The sequence below is a fragment of the Lentisalinibacter orientalis genome, from assembly GCF_040706535.1.
Taxonomy (GTDB): domain Bacteria; phylum Pseudomonadota; class Gammaproteobacteria; order Steroidobacterales; family Woeseiaceae; genus Lentisalinibacter; species Lentisalinibacter orientalis.
In genome coordinates this window covers 1,836,789-1,856,182 of record NZ_JAPDRJ010000001.1, presented here as the reverse complement: position 1 = coordinate 1,856,182, position 19,394 = coordinate 1,836,789, and the positions used below count along the sequence as shown (strand labels likewise).

Genomic DNA, 19,394 nt, shown 5'->3' with positions numbered 1-19,394 from the left:
AAACCGGGCCGGGGTTCGGCCCACTTCACGCTACGCAGAGCGGACCGTGAAATACACGGGGTCCCGTCATACGTCGTCGCAGTGTACTCCCCGTGCTGGCGCCGCACCAGATTTATTTATTGCCCCGCGCCAGAGAATCGCAGCCCGTACAGTCAGCCGGCGGCCGTGAGCCGGCGGATGGCCTCCGCCTCCCGCGCCTCCGGTATCCAGCGCCGGGGATTGGCCCGACGCTCCGCCGGCAGACCCTGCCACCATGCGTGGGTGGCCAGCGCGGTCTCCGCGAGGGGCCGGAAACTCAGGCCTGCGGCCAGCGCGCCCTCGTTCACGAAGTGGAACGATCCGCCCTCGCTGCCCAGCATCGGCGGTACGATCTCGAGTTCGGCGAGCAGGGCCGGCTCCGACCAGTGCAGGCGCACGGGCGCCGCCGTGGTCGCGGCGATGCCCCAGAGCATGCCGCGGCGGTCCACCGGCGCCGCGGGCCCTGCGGCGTTGAACACGCCGGGCGTGTCGTTCTCCGCGAGCCGCACGATCCAGGGGCAGAGGTCCCGGGCGTCCACCCACTGGATTTCCGCCTCCGGCATCGCCGGCGCCAGGATGTCGCCGCCGCGGTGGAGGCGCTCCACCCAGTAGGTGAAGCGATCCGTGGTGTCGCCCGGACCCACGATATAGGTAGGCCGCACGATGGTCGCCCGGTCGCCGAGCGTCTGCTGCACGATGCGGTCGCACTCGGCCTTCAGCGGACCGTAGGTCTCCGCGGTCACCCGCTCGACCGCCGGATCCTCGAGCTCGGCCAGCGGCCCGTCGACGTCGAATTCCGAAGCGGCCGCGAAATCGTAGACGGCCACCGTGGAGACATACAGGTATCGCCCGACGCGCTCCCCCAGCAGTTCCACGGTGTCACGGACGTGCCGCGGCACATAGCCCGAGTTGTCGATGACCACGTCCCAGGTGCGATCGCCGGCCAGCGCGGCCAGCCCTTCGTCGATGCGCGAGTCCCGGTTGCCGATCAGCTCCACCACCCGGTCGCCGTACGCGCCCGGGTTGCTGCCACGGTTGAACATGGTCACCCGATGCCCGCGGGCGAGCGCGTATTCGATCTCGTGCGGGCCGATGAAGCCGGTGCCGCCGAGCACCAGGATGTCCAGCGGCTTCGCCGCCGGCCCCGGCTGCGCCATCGCCGCCGCCAGAGCGGACGGTCCCAGCCCGAGCCCCAGTCCGAGTCCGACGCCGCCGGCCGCGGCCCCCAGGAATTCCCTTCTCGTCGTCATGCGCTCCCCCCTTTGTGAGACGCGATAGCCGCCGCCGGCCGGCGGCTATTTCTTTTTCTTGGTGGTGCGCCGCGGCGATGAGGCTTCTTCGTCTTCCTCCGTCTCCATCGTCGCATCGGGCGCCTGGCGGCCGCGCAGCGCCGTGCCCACGGCCTTGCCGAGGAAGCGCTGCACCTGCGCCGAGGTCTCCAGACCCTGGCTGACCCAGGCGTTGAAGAGCTTCGATGCATCGAAATTCTTGATGTCGTTCTCCACCCGCTTCTGCAGCGCATCCACCGCCTTCTTCTGCAGCCCGCTCACGTCCGGCAGGCCGAGGCTGTCGCGGAATTCCTTAGGGGTCAGGTCGAATTCGAGTTTGATCTTCATACTGTCTTCCTCTGCGTTGCCGCCCGCTCAGTCCGCAAGGCGATAGTTGCGTTCGTCGAAGTGGCGGGTCCGCCACCAGTACTCCGGCGTGTTGCCGGCCCAGTTGTTGGTGATACGTCCGTGGTCCATGTACCAGCTGCGTCCCACCAGCGCCCAGGCCTTGTGCTCGAGACGCCGCTGCAGCTTCTCGTTGTACTGCCGCTGCACGTCCTCCAGCACCTCCACGCGCTCGGTGCCCCGCGCGCGCATCAGCTCCAGGCACTCCACGATGTAGCGCACCTGGCACTCGATCATGATGAGGATGGAGGAATGGCCCAGGTTGGTGTTAGGGCCGTAGGTCATGAACAGGTTCGGGAAGCCGGCCACCGTGATGCCGAGGTACGCCTGCGCCCCCTCGCTCCAGGCGTCGCGCAGCGCGCGGCCGTTCGCACCGGTGATCTCCATCGGCGCCAGGAACGGATTGGTGCGGAAGCCGGTGGCGAGGATCAGCACGTCGGCCGGGATCTCGCGCCCGTCCCGCGTGCGCACGCCGCTCGGCGTGACCCGCTGGATGGACTCCGTCACCAGTTCCACGTTGTCCCGGTCCAGCGCCTCGTAGTAGTCGTCCGAGAACAGGATGCGCTTGGCCCCGAACGGGTAGTCCGGAATCAGCTTCTCGCGCAGCGCCGGGTCGCGGATGGTCTCCTCGAGGTACTTGCGCGTCTGGCGCCTGCCCCACCACTTGTACAGCCGGTTCAGCCCCATCATCGGATACAGCACGAGCTCGCTCATCAGCCAGATGCGCAGGCGGTAGAGACGCTGCAGGAACGGCACGCGCTGGCCCAGCCACTTCTCGAACTCGGTGTACTCCCGGTCGTTCTTCGGCAGCATCCAGTTCGCGGTGCGCTGGAAGACGGTGAGCGAGCCTACCTCCGGCGCGATCCGGGGCACGAACTGCACCGCGCTGGCCGCGTTCCCGATCACCACGACGTCGCGGCCGGCAAGCTCGACGTCATGGTCCCAGCGCGCGGAGTGGAACGAGGGGCCGGCGAACTCGTCGAGGCCCGGAATCTCCGGCACGAACGGACGGCTGAGCTGACCCACGCCGGTGACGAAGACGTCGAAGACCTCCTCCGACCCGTCGCCGAGCGTCAGATGCCAGCGCGCCTCGTCGTCGTCCCAGCGCGCCTTCGCCACCTCGGCATTGAAACGGATGTGCGGATACAGCCCGTACTTCGCCGCGCAATGCTCCATGTAGCGCAGGATCTCGGGCTGGTGGGACCACTTGTGGGTCCAGCGCGGGTTCGGCTCGAACGAATAGGAATACAGGGCCGAAGGAATATCGCACTCGGCACCCGGATAGGTGTTGTCCCGCCAGGTGCCGCCGATGGCGTCGGCCTTCTCGAACAGGGTGAAGTCCTCGAAGCCGGCCTCCCGCAGCTTGATGCCCATGCACAGACCGGAGAATCCGGTACCGACTACGGCGATGCGCATGGCACCCCTTCGCTTGCAGGCTGTTCGGTCTCCATAGACCGCCAGTCTACCGAATTCGGCGCTGCGCGATAATCGCGATTATCGCAACGATCACGACAATGCGTCGTCGCAGCGCGGCCCCGGCCTGCGCATGCCATAATGACGACGATCAAGCCGCACGAGGACTTATGGAACTCTTCTACATCCTGCTCGTACTGCTGCTCGTCACCCGCGTCTTCGGCGAGTGCGCCAAACGCTTCAGCCAGCCCGTCCTGGTGGGCGAGCTCCTCGCCGGCGTCATCCTCGGCATCCTCGCCAGCAGCTTCAGCGAGACGTTCCCCGTGCTCGCCGACGTCAGCCACAACGAGGTCTTCAAGGCCATCACCGAGCTCGGCATCTTCTTCCTGATGCTGCTCGCCGGCATGGAGATGCGACCGAAGGACCTCACGGAGGCCTCCGGCTCCGCGGCGGCGGTCGCCATCGGCGGCATGGCGCTGCCGCTGGCCATGGGCATGGGGCTCGGCTGGCTCTGGCTGCCGGAGTCGGACTGGCGCTTCGCGCAGATGCTGTTCATCGGCGTCGCGCTGTCGGTGACTGCGGTGCCCATCACCATCGCGACGCTGATGGATCTCGGCAAGCAGAACACCGAAGTGGGCAAGATCATCGTCTCGGCGGCGGTGTTCGACGACGTCATCAGCCTGTTCCTGCTCGCGATACTCACGGCGCTCCTGCAGAGCGGCGGCGGCCTGACGGCGGAGACCCTGCTCGTGCTCGGCGGCAAGGTGCTCGTCTTCTTCGTGCTGGTCACCCTCGCGGGCCGCTACCTCATGCCGCTGAGCGGGCGACTCAGCGAGCGGCTCCGCATCGGCCACATCGAGTTCAGCGTGCTCATGGCCTGGGGCCTCGGCTTCGCGGTGCTGGCCGAGTCGCTGGGCATGCATTTCATCCTGGGCGCCTACGCGGCGGGCCTGTTCTTCAAGCGCGACACCATCGATCCGGAAGTCCATGAGGTGCTCTACCGCCGCATCGAGACCTTCTCCGCCGGTTTCCTCGCGCCGATCTTCTTCGCCTCCATCGGCATGGCGATCAAGCTGGAGGCCCTCACCGCCGTGCCTGGGTTCCTGCTGGCGCTGATCGCCGTGGCCTTCCTCGGCAAGCTGGCGGGGTCCGGCGTCGCCGCGCGGCTCACCGGCCTCTCCAACCGGGATTCGCTGGCCACCGGCGTCGGCATGAACGCCCGCGGCGCCGTCGAGCTGATCGTGGCGGGCATCGCGCTGGAGGCGGGCCTGTTCTCGCATCCGGAACCGGTACCCGAGGTGGTGGGCAGCCTGTTCTCGGCCATCGTCATCATGGCGGTGGTGACCACGGTGGCCTCGCCCATGTGGCTGCGCTGGCTGCTCGGGAGTGGCGACAAGAACTGAAGGCGCGCCGAGGGCGTTTCAGCGCAGGGATTCGTCGTTGCGAATCTCCAGCAGCGCGCGCATGCGCTCGGCATACCGGTCCGGCTCCTCGATGAAGAGCCGGCGCCCGAGGCTCCAGGCTTGCGCCCGCAACTCGGCGCTGCGCCGCCGGCTCAGCGCGATCAGCGCGGCGCGCTCGTCGGCGGCCCCGCCGGCCTCCTCCTCCAGTGTCGCGCGCAGCACGGCGAGATCGTGGTCGTCGCCGAGCAGGTCGCTCAGGTGTTTCGTCTCCTTGTAGCGCGCCTTCGTCACCTTCGGCCAGATCGGCGTCAGCAGCCGCAGATGATAGCGGTGGTATTTCACCCGCTTGCGCCACTCGTGGAAGTCGCGTGACGTGCCGTCGTCTGCGGCGACGGCCATCGCCCTGCGCGCCCGCTTGTAGGTCTTCGCAAGGCCCGCCTCCAGCGCGTCCGCCCCGGCCGAATCGAGCCGCCAGCCTTCGATGCGAGCCAGCGCCTCCGGCAGCTCGGCGCGGATCACGTCCACCTTCTCCCGCGCGTCGCGCTCCTCCGTCAGGGTCTCGCGCCGCCTGCCCAGCCATTCGCCGATGCCGCCGTAGGCATCCGCATCCAGGTCGTCCGCGTAGTGCTTTACCAGGGCGGCAACGGATTCCTGCATCGAGGTCGCATCGCGCAGCGCGGAGAGCTCGCCGGCCAGATCCCGGAACCAGGCGTTCTCTGTGGAATAATCGGGGAAGCCCGGCCGCACCAGCCGGATGAGGCCACGGATCTTCTTGCAGCGCTTGCGGAACTCGTGCACGGCCTCGTGCAGGTCGTCGTCCGCGCCCTCGAGGTCCTCTATCGCCTTCGCCACCTGTTCGCTGGCCACACGCTTCAGGAACTCCTCGGTGCTTTCGTTTTCCAGCAGCCGATAGGCCATGGGCGGGTTCTCCGTCGCTCACGTTGACCGCACTGTGGCATAACGCCGCGGCAGCGATAAATACGGGGAAGCCGGCCCGCCCGCGGCACGGTCCCGCCGTCCCGGCTATCATTGGGCCGCCATCGACGCGGATCCCCGACCCTGACTTCACCGGAACCCGGAAACCAGACCGTAACGGCACCCGATGCCGTCTCGCCCGAGCGCAGCGGCTTCCGCTGGGTGATGCTGGCCGGCGTCTCCCTGCTGTACGGCTGCTTCGGCCTGCTGATGGCGGCCACCGCGGCCCTGGTCACGCCCATCCGCGCCGACCTGGGGCTGTCCGGCGCGGCGATGGGCACCATCCTCGGCGCCTGGCAGTTCGTGTATCTCTTCACCGCCATCCCGGCCGGTTCGCTGCTCGACCGCTTCGGGCTCAGGCCCTGCCTGCTGGCCGCCGCGCTGATCCTGGCCGCATCGGCGGCGCTGCGGGCGCTCGCCGACGACTACTGGACCCTGCTGATCGCCATGATGGTCTACGGGGTCGGCGGGCCGCTCATCTCCATCGGCGCCCCGAAGCTCGTGCGGCGGTGGTTCGACGACCGCTCCCGCGGCCTCGCGATGGGCATCTACACCTCCAGCACCGCCATCGGCAGCATCCTCGGCCTCACCCTCAGCAACGCCGTACTGATGCCCCTGGTGGACTACCGCTGGCGCACGGTCTTCCTCGTCTACGCCGCGGTTCTACTGGCGGCCGCGCTCATCTGGTTCGCCATCATGACGCGGCCGACGAGCCGCCTCGGCCAGCGCCGCAGCCCGGGCGCTTCGATGATCGACGTCGGCCTGGTGGCCGAACTCGTGCGTTATCCGTCGGTGCGCAACGTGCTCCTGCTGGCCGCCGGCGTCTTCCTGTTCGCCCATTCCATGGGCGCCTGGCTGCCGGAGACCCTCCATTCGCTGGGCTACAGCCTGGCCGCGGCGGGCGCGTGGTCCGCCGTGCCGGTGGCCGTCGGCATCGTCGCCACGCTCGTCATCCCCCGGCTGGCGGTGGGGCCGCGCCGGGTCACGCTGTTCGCGCTGCTCTGCGTCGTCGGCGCGATATCCCTGCTCGGCCTCTACAGCGAGTCCCGGGCGCTGATGACCACCAGCCTCGTGCTGCAGGGCATCTCGCGCAGCTGCATCTTCCCCATCGCCATGCTGCTGCTCATGGAGAGCCGGCGCATCAACAGCGACAACATGGGCGCGGCCGGCGGTTTGTTCTTCACGGCCGCGCAGGTCGGCGGCGTACTGGGCCCGGTGCTCTTCGGCGTACTGGTGGACGCCACCGGCGACTATCGCTATCCCCTGTGGTCCCTCGCGGCCGTGTGCATCGCAATGGCGGTGTGGGTGCGGCGCCTGCGGCGCCTGCGGTGATGCTGTGGTGCCATCTGGTGTCTTCGTTGCCGACCGCTTCATGGCAGGACCGATCAACGACGCCAATCCCGTCGGCGTCGAATACGATCCCGAGGACTGGCTGGCGCAGGTACGCGCGGGCAAGTCCTTTGCGGACTTTCGGACGCGCCGGGTGCACGAGCCGGTGTCGCGCCCGTATATCGGCGAAGGCCGGCGTACTGGTGCCGTTACGCCGGTGCTGATGCCGGTCCGGACAGAATGGCGGCGGGCAACGCCCGCCGCCNCCGCCTCTGTGCGTCTATGACTCGTCAGTCACGAATCTTCCCCGACCGTATGCTCTCTACCAAATACACCCGGGCATCGTCACACTCGTCGAGCCTGGCGAAGATCTCCTGAGACACGTCGCGTCCGCCTCCATTGGCGAAATTCTCTATGTCGGATCCCACCTCTTCGAAACTGGCATAGGCCGACACGACCTTGTAGTCGAATTCGGCATCGCCGCCGCCGAACATCGGCATCCAGTGATAGTAGGCAGCCTTGGATCCCGACTTTTCGAGGTGGTCCATCCACTTCAGTTCGGCCGCCCTGACGTCGGTGTATCGATATCCCTCATTCAGCTCGCAGTCCATGATGCTGATCACTCCCGACCCGGGTGCCCCGCCGCTCGGGGGTGCTTTGTACATAGCGGAGGAGTAGGCCACGTGCGCGCCGCAATCCAGCACCTCCTCGAATGCCGCATTCATTTCCCTGCCCTTCGAGATCCAGTTCTGCAGGCCCGCACCCATGGCGTTGCCATCCGCGTAGGCGCCCAGCCAGAGGATGTCGAAATCCTGCGCCGGCGTGTAGAAGAAAGGCCTGAGTAGCCAGGCAGCATAATCGTCCATGTCATTGTCGTCGGCGAACTTGGTCCAGCGTTCGATCACCTTGGACAGATCCGCATGATCCTTACCCTGCTTGAAGTTGCACGCATACAACTCGACCGGTAAGACCTTGCCCATGCCATCGGCGCTGACCTGAGCGAAACCCGGTGTGGCGCTCAGCAGCATGCTGGCAACGGCCCAGCAGATTAAAGTTCTGGGACTGTTCATAAATCTCCCCCTGTGCCTGTTTGGCATTCTGATGTAACCGCCCATAAGCGGTCGGATTTCTCGCTCCCCCTACCCCCGGATGTACCGAAACAGGGCGATGAGTGAAACTAGTTTAACGATTGGAAAAAGTCCAGCGAAATTGACGACGGTGGTGACCCCGGGGTGAGGAGTCTCGATTGCTCGACGTCACCGTCGGGCCGTCAGGCGACCGTTTGCGCGCGACGCCCGGAGTCCAATGCGGCGGGACCGCCTGGGGTCGACAAGCGAATGCGGCGGCCCCGTTCAGGGAGCCATGTCGTGTTCGACGAAGATCAGTTCGGACGTGTCGTATCCTGCCGCCTCGGCTTTGGAGACCAGCTCGTCCAGCAACGCCCTGGGCAGCTCCGGTTCCCTCGCGAGAATCCAGAGATAGGAACGGTCGGGGCCGGCAACCATCGAGTATTCGTAGTTTTCGCCAAGCTCGAATATGTTGTAAGCGCCGTAGAAAGGACCGAAGAACGATACCTTGAGCCGCCCGACGCTGGAGTCGCCGATGAAGTAGGCTTTGCCTTCAGCCTCGTCCCACTCGCCTGTGTCAGTGCGATAACCGCGGTTCAGTACGCGGACGCCGCCGTCCTCGCGCATCGAGTAGTCTGCAGTCACGTTCGACAGCCCGCGCTCGAAACGGTGATCGAGACGCGCTATCTCGTACCAGGTGCCGAGGTACGGTACGAGCTCGAAGTCATCGACCGGATCGATGCCTTCGGGAATGCCGGTGCAGCCCGACAGTGCGAACACGGCAACCAGTAGCAATACTCTCATAAGGGCGTTCCTCGGGATCAATCGACAGTACGGAAAGGACAGTCTAGCGGGAACGGCATCGGGCCATCGAATGCTTCCGCCCATCACGGGCGAAGGGTTCAGGTTCCGGATCCACACGCTGGCGCAGCGGCCCGCACCGAGGCAGACTCGTTCCTTTCAGCGAGAGACCAGAACCATCGGGGCGAGAGAATGGACGACCTCCAACTCCTGATCGATCTGCACAGGGACGGACAGCGCCAGGGGCCGGGCGGAGACGCCGAGACGCGTCTGGCCGTTGCCCTCTCCGGCCTGAAAGGAACTGCAGGCCTCAGGATCGCGGACATCGGCTGCGGGACCGGCGCCTCCACGCTCGTGCTGGCCGACGAACTCGACGCCGACATCACGGCGGTCGACTTCCTGCCGGAATTCCTGGCCGCACTCGAGGAGGCGGTTCGCCGCGCCGGCGTCTCGGATCGCATCACGACACTATCCGCCTCCATGGAGTCGCTGCCCTTCGAGGCAGGCGCGTACGACGCCTTCTGGGCGGAGGGCGCGATCTACAACATGGGGTTCGCGGCAGGGGCCGAGGCGTGGCGCGCGTATCTGAAGCCGGACGGCATCCTCGCGGTGTCGGAGCTGACCTGGCTGACCGACCGCCGCCCCACGGAACTGCAGAGCCACTGGGAGCAGGAATACCCCGAGGTGGACACGGCCTCCGGCAAGATGGCCGTCCTGGAGCGCCTCGGCTACTCCCCGATCGGGTATTTCCCGCTACCCGAGCACTGCTGGCTCGACAACTACTATCGACCGTTGCAGGAACGCTTCCCGGCCTTCCTCGACCGGCAGGGCAATTCGGACGCGGCACGGGCGGTGGTGGCCGCCGAGGAAACCGAGATCGCGCTGTACGAGCGCCACAGGGCCTTCGTCAGCTACGGGTACTACGTCGCGCGGAAGGTCGAGGGGTAACTTCCCGGCCGGAACTGCCGGCGGTCGTTCCGCGCCTCAGAGAGGTTCGGCCCGCCCCTCGGCGCCGTGTTCGCCGAGGTTGCCGTAGCGGTGATAGTTGTCGCTGATGCTCTGCTCGCGCAGGTACCAGATGAGCTCGATACGGCCTTCGGCCAGCACCGGCGTGCGCACGATGTAAACGCCGGTCTCGGCGGATGCGCGCAGCAGTGCCTCCGGCACGCGCTCCGGGCGCGCGTAGCGTAGCCGGCCCACGGTGCCGGCCCGCATCATCCGCACCAGGTCCTCGTCGGACTCGCGCACGAACTCGATGCCGCCGGCCCAGGATTCCGTCAGCGTCTCCAGCCGCTCCACCACGGTGCTGTCCGTACCCGGCGGCACGCCGACGACGGCTCTCGAACCGACCACGTGCGCCGCGACCGCGCGCGCATAGATCTCGAACACGCTGTCGTCGGGGTGCACGCGGATGCGCACCACCGGCACCGGCAGATAACGGCGGATATTGTCCTGGCCGAGCAGCCGGAAGTGGTCGTGCTCGCGGCCGAATTCCTCGCGGTAGTTGCGCTGGTAGCTCGAGCAGGCGTGGATGAGCCGGTCGATCTCGTGGTCCGGGAAAGACGAGCTGCCGCGCACGTCCGCAAGCGCCTGCTGGAACTCCGCCACCGGACCCTCCGTCACCGCCGTCTCTTCCAGGTCACGGTCGTTGAAGTCCATGAGCTGGGCCACGTAGTTCGGCCCGCCGGCCTTGATGCCGGGCCCGAAGGCGGACTTGCCGAAGCCGCCGAAGGGCTGGCGCAGCACCACCGCGCCGGTGGTCACCCGATTCACGTACAGGTTGCCGGCGGCAATCGCGTCCTTCCACTCGGCCTGCTCCCTGTCGTCCAGGCTCTCGATGCCGGAGGTCAGCCCGTAGCCGGTCTGGTTCACGAATTCGACAGACTCGTCGAGATCACGGGCCATCATCACCGCCAGCACCGGCCCGAAGAACTCGGTCATGTGGGTATAGCTGCCCGGCGTCACGCCGTACTTCACGCCCGGCGACCACAGCTGCGGATTGTCCGGGTCCACCCTCGGCTCCACCGCCCATTCCTCGCCGGGTTCCAGCGTGGTCAGCGCGCGGTGCAGCTCGTCTCCCGGCGGCGTCACCAGCGGACCGACCCGCGTGCGGCGATCCCACGCCGGTCCCACCGGCAGGCTCTCGACCGCATCGCTCAGCATGCGCCGGAATTCCTCGTCGGCGTACACCTCCTCCTCCAGCACCAGCAGGCTCGTGGCCGAGCATTTCTGGCCGCTGTGGCTGAACGCCGAGTGCAGGATGTTCGCAACCGCCTGGTCCCGGTCGGCCAGGGCGGTAACGATCGTCGCATCCTTGCCGCCGGTCTCGGCCATGAGATTCATGTCCGGCCGGGCATCCAGCATTGTGAGCGCCGTGTCCGTGCCGCCGGTGAGGATGACGGCATCCACCCGCGGGTCGGCGACGAGCTGCGCGCCCACGCCAGAGCCCCGGCAGGGCATGAACTGCAGCGCCTCCTTCGGCACGCCGGCGGCCCAGAAAGCCTGCGCGAGTTCCCAGGCCACCAGCACCGTGGCCGAAGCGGGCTTCAGGATGACGCAGTTGCCGGCGGCGAGCGCGGAAGCCACGCCGCCGCAGGGGATGGCGATGGGGAAATTCCACGGCGGCACCACGGCCACCACGCCCTTCGGCTTCGCCTCCACTCCCGGCAGGCGGTGGAAGTACAGCGCGCTGCGGCGGTAGAACTCCACGAAGTCGATGGCCTCGCTCACCTCCGGGTCCGACTCGGGGATGGTCTTGCCGCCGTCCGCCATGGCGGCGCCGATCAGTCGGGCGCGGGCCAGCCGCAGGTTCCCGGCCACCTCGCCGAGAATCGCGCAGCGCTCCTCCGGCGAGCGCGACCGCCAGCCGGCCGGGTCCGCCTCGGCGCAGGCGAGCGCGTCCTCCAGATCGGCCTCCGTGGCGTCCGGGTAACGCGCCACCACCACGCCGGGCCGCGACGGGTCGCGGCATTCCTTCGCCGCGCGATCGCCGCGCCGCTCCTCGCCGGCGATCATCAGCGGGAGATCCATGGCGACATCGCCGCGTACCTGCGACCATTCCTCGATCAGCGTCTTCGCCCACTCCACGTTCTGGGGCAGCGAGAAGTCGGTGTCGGGCTCGTTGCTGAAGGTGGCGAGCTCCGGCGCCGGCGTCACCGGCCCCCGCAGCTCGACGCGGCGGTCCTGGGTGCGGCGCGGCCCGTCGGACAGGGTGTCGATCAGCAGGAACGAGGCCAGGAACTGCTGCTCCAGCTCCTGCCACTCCTCGCTGCCCACCTCGATGCGGAAGGAATGGGCCAGGAAGTTGTCCGGGCCGGTGTTCTCGTCGAGTCGGCGCACCAGGTACCCGATCGCATGGATGAAGTCCTCGCGCTTGGTGGCCGGCGCGTACAGCAGCAGGTTCTCGGTGAGTTCGTTCAGGGCCCGGCGCTGGTGGTTGGCCATGCCCTCCAGCATCTCGAACTGCACCCGGCTGAGCGCGCCCTCCCGGGCGGCGAGTATCAGCGCATAGGCCACGTCGAACAGGTTGTGCGAGGCGACGCCGAGATGCACGGCCACCAGGCTCTCCGGAACCATGCCCTCGTGCAGCATGCGCTTGAAGTTGGCATCCACTTCGGCCTTGGTCTTGTAAGGCGCCTGGGGCCAGCCGCGGATGGAGGCCTCCACCCGCTCCATCTCCAGGTTCGCGCCCTTCACCAGCCGGATGGTCACCGGCGCGCCGCCGGCGGCCACCCGCCGCCGCGCCCAGGTATTGATGCGTTTCTGCACCAGGCAGGAGTCCGGGATGTAGGCCTGCAGCGCGATGCCGGCGCCCGTGTGCTCCAGGCCCGGGCGCTCCAGCGCGCGCATGAACGCCTCCGAAGTGACGCTCATGTCCCGGTACTCTTCCATGTCCAGGTAGACGAACTTCGGCACCTCGGTGCCGTCGCTGCGGGTGAAGCGCCGCGCCGCGGCCTCCCGGTAGAGCTTCTCCAGCCGCTCGCTCAGGACCTCGACGGTGTTCTCGAACGCGAGCGAAGACACCTGGGAGTAGATGGTGGAGGCTTTCACCGAGATGCATTCGATCTCCGGCCGGGCCAGCGCGGCCAGGTAGCCGGCGAGCCGGGCCTTCGCCGCCTCCTCACCGAGCAGCGCCTCGCCGAGGAAATTCACGTTCATCCGCAGGCCGGTCTTCTGCCGGGCCTGCAGGTGCTTCGGCAGCACGTCCTCCTCGGCGGGCAGGATCACGTTGGCCGTCTCCTGGCGCATCTTGTCCTGCACCAGCGGCACGGCGACGCCCGGCAGCCAGCCGCCGAAGGACTGGAAGCCGCGCAGCATCGCGCGGTCGAAAGGAGTGAAGAACCGGGGCACGCCCTGCACGTCGAGGATATGGGTGAGCTGATCGACCGCGCGGCGCGCGCGGTGCGAGCGCATGGACTGGTCGGTCATCTGCATCAGCGTCGCCTTGTCGTGGGGCGACGCCATCATGCGGGCGAGTTCGTGCTGCTGCTTGCGCTCGGCCGGGGTCTGCAGCTCCGTCGCGCGGCGCTGGAGCAGACGTGCGAGCGCCACCGCCTGCTGGGCAAGCGATGGCGCTTCCGCGTTCTCGTCGAACGGCAGATCCGCAAGCAGGGTCGAGAGGTCGCCCTTCAGTGGCTGCGCGGATTTGCCGGCCATGTCACACCCCGGTTGTGCTCCCAGTCGCTCCTACTCGCCCCCGATCTCCAGCTCGCCGATGTGGTACCGGAAGCCGAGACCGAATAGCAAGACGTTGTAGTCATACGGATCGGCGCCGAAGGTCAGCACCGTCGGCAGGGTGGTCGGCTCCAGGCCGGCGATAGCCCAGTCCTCGGTGGAGAAGCTCTCGTAGCGCACCTCGGCGCTCCACACCATCCGCTCGGACGAGCGCCATGCCAGCTCGACGCGCACCGAGTCCAGCGTGGACTCGAGGTCCGGGAAGAAGCTCTCGTCCACGCTGATGATCGTGGTGCCGAGAGCGCGGCTGTAGTCGAAGGTCAGTTCGATGTTCTCGGTCAGCTCCGCGGCCCTGAGGCCGAAACCGAAGGTGGTGAACTCGTCCTGGTGCAGCGCCTGCCAGTCCGGGATGCCGAAGGCCTCGCTGCCCACCTGGTCGGACTCGATCTCCTGATAGCCCGCGTGCACGTACAGCGACGCCTTCTCCGTGGCCGACCAGCTCATGTCGCCGGCGATGCGCATGTCGGTGCTCTCGCGCAGACCGAGCAGGGACTTCGTGTAGCTGTCCTCGGCGTAGAAGGCGGTGCCCGCGAACGATATCGGCTTCTCCGGCACCGTAGCGAGGGCGGTCACCTCGCCGAACTCGCGATAGCGGTAAGCCAGGTGATACTTCCTCAGCAGCGGGTTCTGGCCGAAGCTGGCCGCCACGCTGGTGTCGTAGCCGTCGGCCTCGCGCTCGGCGACGCCGCCCTTGGCACTCAGCTCGAACCAGCCGCTGGGCCGCCAGGCGAGCTTGCCCCAGCCGGTGTCCTCGTCCTGGGACTCCACCTCCTGGAAGGTCCGGTCGATGGTGTAGCGCTCCACGCCCGCTGCCACCGTCAGGCTGTCGAGCAGGTCGTAGTCGCCGCTCAGGGAGAAGCGGGACCGCTCGAAGCTGTAGGGCGTGTTCGTCTCGGCATCGTTCGTCGGGAACAGGTCGGTGATCACCCGGGTCCAGGTGAACTGCGGCGTCTGGTTGTCACGCTCGTCGTAGTGCCAGGCGAAGCGCACGCTCGCCTTCGGCAGCGGCCTGGAGGTGATCGTGAGCCCGAGCTTGGTGGTGTCCACCTCCGCGTCGAGCGAGCGCGTCGGCAGCGCCGGCGCCTGCAGATCGCCGTTGATGGTATACGGCAACAGGTAGTCGTCCTGCTCGCCCCGGCCCAGCGCGGCGACGAAGCTCGCCGTGGTCGCATAGTCCACCCAGGCGTAGCTGGCGGACAGGCTAACCTGCTGAAACCGGCTGTCGGCCGGCTCGCCGTTCCTGCCCTGATCCACCCCGGTGAAGGGATTGTCCCAGGTGAGGCCGACGCCCTGGTTCTGGAAGAACGAACCGTAGTAGGCCAGCGTTACCTGGCCGGCACCGAGGCTGTAGCGCGCGCCCAGATCCACCTCGTCGGTGGAATAGTCGAACGGTCGCGGCAGGTACACCGCATTGGTGTACAGCGAACCGGTCGAGATGGCGGTGCCGTCCTGCTCCTGGCGCCGATAGTCGGCAAACAGGCGCAGGCGCGGCGACGGCAGGTACTCCCCGCCCACGGTCAGAATCTGGCGATCGCTCTCGATGTTCTGCCCGCGCAGCGCGCCGGGCAGCGCCGTCATGCCGTCGGTGCTGAACGCGTCCACCCAGCCGGAGGGCAGGGTAAGCAGACTGTCGCCGCTCTGCACGTAGGGCGTCACCGTCGTGTCGAACACCCGCTCCGGGATCTCCCGGTAGCCGAGGTCGAAACCGAAGGTGCCCTGGCGGCCGCCTTCCAGGCCGAAGGCCCGAGAGTCGAGACCCAGGTCCTCCGCCATCCACTTCATCTGATAGCCGTCGCTGGCGTAGCGGCCCTGGCCGTCGAGGTTGGGATAGACGCCGGACTCGTCGTAGCCGGTGTAGTTACCGTGGCGGAAGGCGTCGTCGCCCACGTTCGTGGCGCCCACCTCGGTGTCGGCCGTATAGCCCTTCTCGAACGGACAGCGTTCGCACTTCCACGAACTGGTGTCCGGTGCGGCAAGCGCCGGTCCGCCGGGGACCGAGAGCGCCAGCAGGGTCGCGAGGGCCGGCGCGAGGGTTTGTAGTCTGGGGAGCTTGCTCATCACGTCACCGCATCAACTTGGATCCCGAAGGATGATTGGAACCGTGCACCTGGGTGTGGCAGTTCAGACAGTTCTGGCCCAGCAGCAGGCGTGAAGGTGTGCCGCCCGGCAGACCGTCCGGCGTGCTCGTCACGCTGGGATGGCCGGCCTGGGAATGGCAGCTCTGGCAGAGCATCGGCCCGCGCAGGCTGAGCATGCCCGGGTGGCTCGAGCCGTGGGGCTCGTGGCAGTTGGTGCAGTCCTCGGACACCGGCGCATGCTCCCAGATGAACGGGCCGCGGGTCTCCGCATGGCACTGCCAGCAGGTGTCGTTCACCGTCTGGCGCGCCATCTGCAGCTCGGCCGTGGTGCCGTGGGGGCTGTGGCAGGAGCTGCAGTCCATCTTGCCCTCGTCCACCGGGTGGGCGTAGGGCTTCATCGCCGCGATCTCCTGGGTGCGGTGGCAGTCGTAGCACACCTGCGCCTGGGAGGACGTTGCGAGCACCGGGTCGTCCGGCTTGTGCGAGCTGTGGCAGTCCGCGCAGGCCACCTCGTTGGCGTCGTGGGGCGTACCGTGCCAGGTGACGGGTACCGTGGATTCGTGGCAGCTCAGGCACATGGCGTTCTGCTTCTCCACCGGCGCGGCCTTCTCGTCGGAGCCGAAGTAGACCACCGGCGGGCGCGGGTCGCCCCGGCGCACGCGTCCGGTGTGCTCCCCGCCGGGACCGTGGCAGGCCTCGCACTGGAGCTGGTTGTGGCCGAACGGGCTGCGCTCGTCGGTGGGCACGCCGTGGGGCGTGCGGAACACACCCAGGGTCTCCTGGTCGCGGTGACACCTGAGACAGGTATCGGCGCCGTCGCGGCTGTATTCGGGTTCGGCGCCGGCTTCGTCCTGCGCGGACGCTAGCGACGGGAACGCCAGTACCGTGCCGAGAACGGCCAGGCGGATGAGGATGGATGCTTTCATTGCGTTACGTCTCTGCGGCTGCGGGTTGCGAGGGCAGCGGGCATCGGGATCAGGGGGCGCCCGTCACCGGACGCCCCCGCTCCGTCAGTTGAACTGGAACTCGCCGACGCCGTGGACCTCGGCCACGTCAGCCGAACGGCCGGGGCCGTGGCAGACGTTGCAGGTCTCGACGCCGGAGGAGATCAGCGAGGAATCCGCCGCCTTCGTCGCGTTGAAGTCGCCGCCGTTCTGCACCATGTGCTCGCGAGCCAGATCGCTCGCGTGGCAGCTGGAGCAGACCGCCGTGTTCGGCGAGATCACCCGGTCGTCGGCCGGGGTCGTCGGGTCGTTGGCATCGACCGTCGTACCCAGGATCTCGCCCGGATCCACCGGATAGTAGGCACCCGGCTCGTGGCAGCCCTCGCAGTTGTTCAGCCTGCCCGGGTAGACCACGTCGAAGTACGGGTGCGCCGAACTGCGGAAACCGCAGATACCGGTATTGCCCGCGTGGATGGCGTGCACCATGTACTTCATGTCGATGGTCTCGTCATCCAGGCCGAGTACCGTCTCGCACTCCGTGCCGGCAACCCGCACCGGTATGTCGGTGGCATTCGGGTTGTGGCAGACGGCGCAGACTTCCGGCTTGTCGGTGCGGTTATTGCCGTGCAACGACAGCTGCTTGTGGCACTCATCGCACTTCTCGATGGCGACGGCGTTGCGACGCGGCACCGCGTCGGCACCGTCGATGCCGAAGTACTCGATGGCATTGGTGACCGCGATGCGATCGGAGAACACACCGTCGCCGTCGAGATCGCCGGCCGGATGGCCTTCCAGTGCCACGGCGATGGTCTCCGAGCCGCCGAGACCGGCCGGGATCGCCGTCGGCGAGGTCACGGTATAGACACCGTCACCGTCCGGGTCGGTGGCGCTGCCGCCGCAGGCGACCAGCGCGTTGATGGAGATCGGCTCGGCGTTCTCGACGCCGTTGTCCTGGTTGTCGAAGTCGTCCGTCGTCCAGCCGATCGCGATGGCGAGACGGCTCGCGCCGCCTGCGCAGGTCGTGAAGGCCGGGTCGTTGGCCAGGTCGTACGGGGTGCCACTCGGGTCGGTAACCGAGAAGTCGACCTCGACCAGCCCGCCCGTCACCACGTTACGCGCGTCGACGATGTTATAGACGAAGTCCTGGCTCGCCTCGAGCGACGGAATCCTGTGGATCTCGGCCGTGCGTACGAGCTCGCCGTCAGGGTTCGTCGTGTTCGAGTTGGGGCCATGGCAGGCCAGGCACTGGGAATCGTCCGTGAAGCTGATGCCCGGCGGATGCTCGCCCTCCTCGATCGCCCACTGGTCGTCGCCGTCACCGGCGCCGTCCACATCGTAATGGCAGGTGCCGCAGGCGGCGCGGTTGGCGACCTGACGCCAGTTGCTGGCGTCGGGCGTATCCGCATCGCTCTCCTCGTGGCAGGTCTGGCAGTTGCGCACGTCCTGGGTGAACTCGATGTTCGAGTAGTCGTACACCGTGCCGCCGAAACCGACCACCACATAGCCGTCACGGCCGACGTGGATGTTATGAATCATGACCTTCATGTCCACCGAGTTACCGGTGTTGCCGTCGAGCGAGGACGGGTTGTGGCAGGTCACGCAGTAGGGCACGTCGGTGCGGGGACCGCCGTGGAACTCCAGCACGTCGTGGCAGGCGTTGCAGGTGTCGTTGTCCACCACGTCGTAGGTGAAGGTGGGCGCGCCGCCCGCCGGCACGAAGTTGTAGATGCCGTTGGTCGAGATCGGCGCCTGCCCGCGGATCTCGACGCCGAGACGATGGGTCTTGGTGGCATCGAAGGCCGGGCCGGCCGGATAGGCGGTCAGCGCCTGCGCGAACGTATAGGTATAGGTGCCGTCGCTGTTGTCGGTGAACGTGCCCGCCGTCGCCGTCTCGGTCGTGGCCTGGACATCTGTGACGCCGCCGTCGTCGCGGGTCACGTAGCTCTGCCACTCGGCGGACTCGCCGCTGCCCGCCGGCGGCGGTGACAGCTGTGCCAGCACGAAGCGGATGTCGCCGGCCGGCAGTCCCGTGAGGCCCCGGGTCAGGTCGTCGGTGAGGCGCAGCTCCACGGTGGGCGCGCCGCCGCCCGCGGGGACGGTGACCTCGGTGACCTCGATATTGATCCGCTCGGCGGTGTCGACAGGCACCGTATTGGAAGACGGCGGAGCCGGCGGCCCCGGCGGTCCCGGGATCCCGGGTTCACCTGCCGGTCCCTGCGGACCGGGCGAGCCGTCGTCGCCCTCGCATCCCCACATCAGGAATGCCGAGAACAGGATGACTGCAAGGCGGTTTGCAGTGCTTTTGATGCCTTTCATCGCTACCGTCCCCTATGCTGCATTGAGTGGCACACGAATGCGTGCCAACTACTGGTTTAGCGCGTCAGTTCTAACAGATGGGTACTGCCGCTTTCATACCGGGATATACCTATAGCTGTTGCGACCGTGACACGGTGCACAGCGTGCGGAATCGCACACCCCGGAAACCTCCTGTGGCAGAATCGCCACATGCGGCCGGCCGCGGGCCCGGCCACGGCGCGAAACACGAGGAAACCGCCCACCATGAGATACGCAGACGACCTCGCCGACTGGCTGGAGCAACTGTTCCGCACCATAGACGACACCGACGCGGACGCCTTCGTGCAGTTCATGACGTCGGACTGCACCTACCGCTTCGGCGCAGCCGCGCCGCTCCGGGGGCACGCCGAAATCCGCGAGGCGACAGCCGGGTTCTTCACCACGATCGCCGGGCTCAGCCATCGCCTGCACCGCACCTGGCAGGACGAGGACAGCGTCGTCTGCGAGGGCTCGGTCACCTATCGCCGCCTCGACGGCAGCGAGATCACCCTGCCGTTCTGCAACGTGTTCGTGCTGAGCGACGGGCTGATCCACCGCTACAGCATCTACGCCGACCTGAATCCGCTGTACGCTGACTGAAGCACCGGCGGACCGGCCGCCGGAG

Annotated in this window: 14 protein-coding genes; 4 read left to right on the top strand and 10 right to left on the bottom strand. The window is 67.5% G+C overall.

Annotation, left to right across the window (positions count from 1 at the left end; translation table 11 throughout):
• Nucleotides 1–152: 152 nt before the first annotated feature.
• The 3 genes from ACJMK0_RS08185 to ACJMK0_RS08175 are packed head-to-tail and all read right to left on the bottom strand — an operon-like array spanning nucleotide 153 to nucleotide 3,107.
• Nucleotides 153–1,268 (bottom strand): NAD-dependent epimerase/dehydratase family protein, encoded by a 1,116-nt coding sequence (locus ACJMK0_RS08185; RefSeq protein ID WP_405237247.1) that lies wholly within the window; start codon nucleotides 1,266–1,268, stop codon nucleotides 153–155.
• 45 nt (nucleotides 1,269–1,313) lie between these two features.
• Nucleotides 1,314–1,634 carry a DUF6489 family protein gene (locus tag ACJMK0_RS08180; RefSeq protein WP_405237245.1) on the bottom strand — a complete coding sequence of 107 codons (321 nt, stop codon included), beginning with the start codon at nucleotides 1,632–1,634 and terminating at the stop codon, nucleotides 1,314–1,316.
• Between the two features lie 27 nt (nucleotides 1,635–1,661).
• A complete protein-coding gene (locus ACJMK0_RS08175) occupies nucleotides 1,662–3,107 on the bottom strand; it encodes a flavin-containing monooxygenase (protein ID WP_405237243.1) in 1,446 nt (481 codons plus the stop codon).
• Between the two features lie 167 nt (nucleotides 3,108–3,274).
• Here ACJMK0_RS08175 and ACJMK0_RS08170 point away from each other — a divergent pair, with 167 nt between their 5' ends.
• Nucleotides 3,275–4,507 carry a cation:proton antiporter gene (locus ACJMK0_RS08170; protein WP_405237241.1) on the top strand — a complete coding sequence of 411 codons (1,233 nt, stop codon included), beginning with the start codon at nucleotides 3,275–3,277 and terminating at the stop codon, nucleotides 4,505–4,507.
• Between the two features lie 18 nt (nucleotides 4,508–4,525).
• On the opposite strand, the gene ACJMK0_RS08165 is transcribed toward ACJMK0_RS08170, so the two are convergent.
• Nucleotides 4,526–5,425 carry a CHAD domain-containing protein gene (locus ACJMK0_RS08165; RefSeq protein ID WP_405237240.1) on the bottom strand — a complete coding sequence of 300 codons (900 nt, stop codon included), beginning with the start codon at nucleotides 5,423–5,425 and terminating at the stop codon, nucleotides 4,526–4,528.
• Nucleotides 5,426–5,647: 222 nt separating this feature from the next.
• Here ACJMK0_RS08165 and ACJMK0_RS08160 point away from each other — a divergent pair, with 222 nt between their 5' ends.
• Complete coding sequence (locus ACJMK0_RS08160) at nucleotides 5,648–6,814, top strand: MFS transporter (protein WP_405237925.1); 1,167 nt, start codon at nucleotides 5,648–5,650, stop codon at nucleotides 6,812–6,814.
• Between the two features lie 287 nt (nucleotides 6,815–7,101).
• Here ACJMK0_RS08160 and ACJMK0_RS08155 read toward each other — a convergent pair whose 3' ends face one another.
• Nucleotides 7,102–7,881 carry a hypothetical protein gene (locus tag ACJMK0_RS08155; protein ID WP_405237238.1) on the bottom strand — a complete coding sequence of 260 codons (780 nt, stop codon included), beginning with the start codon at nucleotides 7,879–7,881 and terminating at the stop codon, nucleotides 7,102–7,104.
• A 282-nt stretch (nucleotides 7,882–8,163) separates the two neighbouring features.
• Nucleotides 8,164–8,682, bottom strand: a complete 519-nt coding sequence (locus tag ACJMK0_RS08150) for a lipocalin family protein (RefSeq protein WP_405237237.1) — start codon at nucleotides 8,680–8,682, stop codon at nucleotides 8,164–8,166.
• 189 nt (nucleotides 8,683–8,871) lie between these two features.
• Here ACJMK0_RS08150 and ACJMK0_RS08145 point away from each other — a divergent pair, with 189 nt between their 5' ends.
• Entirely contained in the window at nucleotides 8,872–9,627 is a 756-nt protein-coding gene (locus ACJMK0_RS08145; RefSeq protein ID WP_405237235.1) for a class I SAM-dependent methyltransferase, read from the top strand.
• 36 nt (nucleotides 9,628–9,663) lie between these two features.
• Here the strand turns inward: ACJMK0_RS08145 and ACJMK0_RS08140 are convergent, their stop codons facing one another.
• From ACJMK0_RS08140 to ACJMK0_RS08125, 4 genes are all read right to left on the bottom strand, one after another.
• Complete coding sequence (locus ACJMK0_RS08140; RefSeq protein WP_405237233.1) at nucleotides 9,664–13,335, bottom strand: bifunctional proline dehydrogenase/L-glutamate gamma-semialdehyde dehydrogenase; 3,672 nt, start codon at nucleotides 13,333–13,335, stop codon at nucleotides 9,664–9,666.
• 30 nt (nucleotides 13,336–13,365) lie between these two features.
• Nucleotides 13,366–15,471: an MtrB/PioB family decaheme-associated outer membrane protein gene (locus ACJMK0_RS08135; protein ID WP_405237231.1), complete on the bottom strand. Its 2,106-nt coding sequence runs from the start codon at nucleotides 15,469–15,471 to the stop codon at nucleotides 13,366–13,368.
• Nucleotides 15,472–15,475: 4 nt separating this feature from the next.
• Nucleotides 15,476–16,417, bottom strand: a complete 942-nt coding sequence (locus tag ACJMK0_RS08130; RefSeq protein WP_405237229.1) for a DmsE family decaheme c-type cytochrome — start codon at nucleotides 16,415–16,417, stop codon at nucleotides 15,476–15,478.
• A gap of 84 nt (nucleotides 16,418–16,501) precedes the next feature.
• On the bottom strand, nucleotides 16,502–18,751 hold the full coding sequence (locus ACJMK0_RS08125; protein ID WP_405237227.1) for an OmcA/MtrC family decaheme c-type cytochrome: 2,250 nt from the start codon (nucleotides 18,749–18,751) through the stop codon (nucleotides 16,502–16,504).
• Between the two features lie 243 nt (nucleotides 18,752–18,994).
• Between ACJMK0_RS08125 and ACJMK0_RS08120 the strand changes: the two genes are divergently transcribed.
• Entirely contained in the window at nucleotides 18,995–19,369 is a 375-nt protein-coding gene (locus ACJMK0_RS08120; RefSeq protein WP_405237226.1) for a nuclear transport factor 2 family protein, read from the top strand.
• The last annotated feature ends 25 nt before the right edge of the window (nucleotides 19,370–19,394 follow it).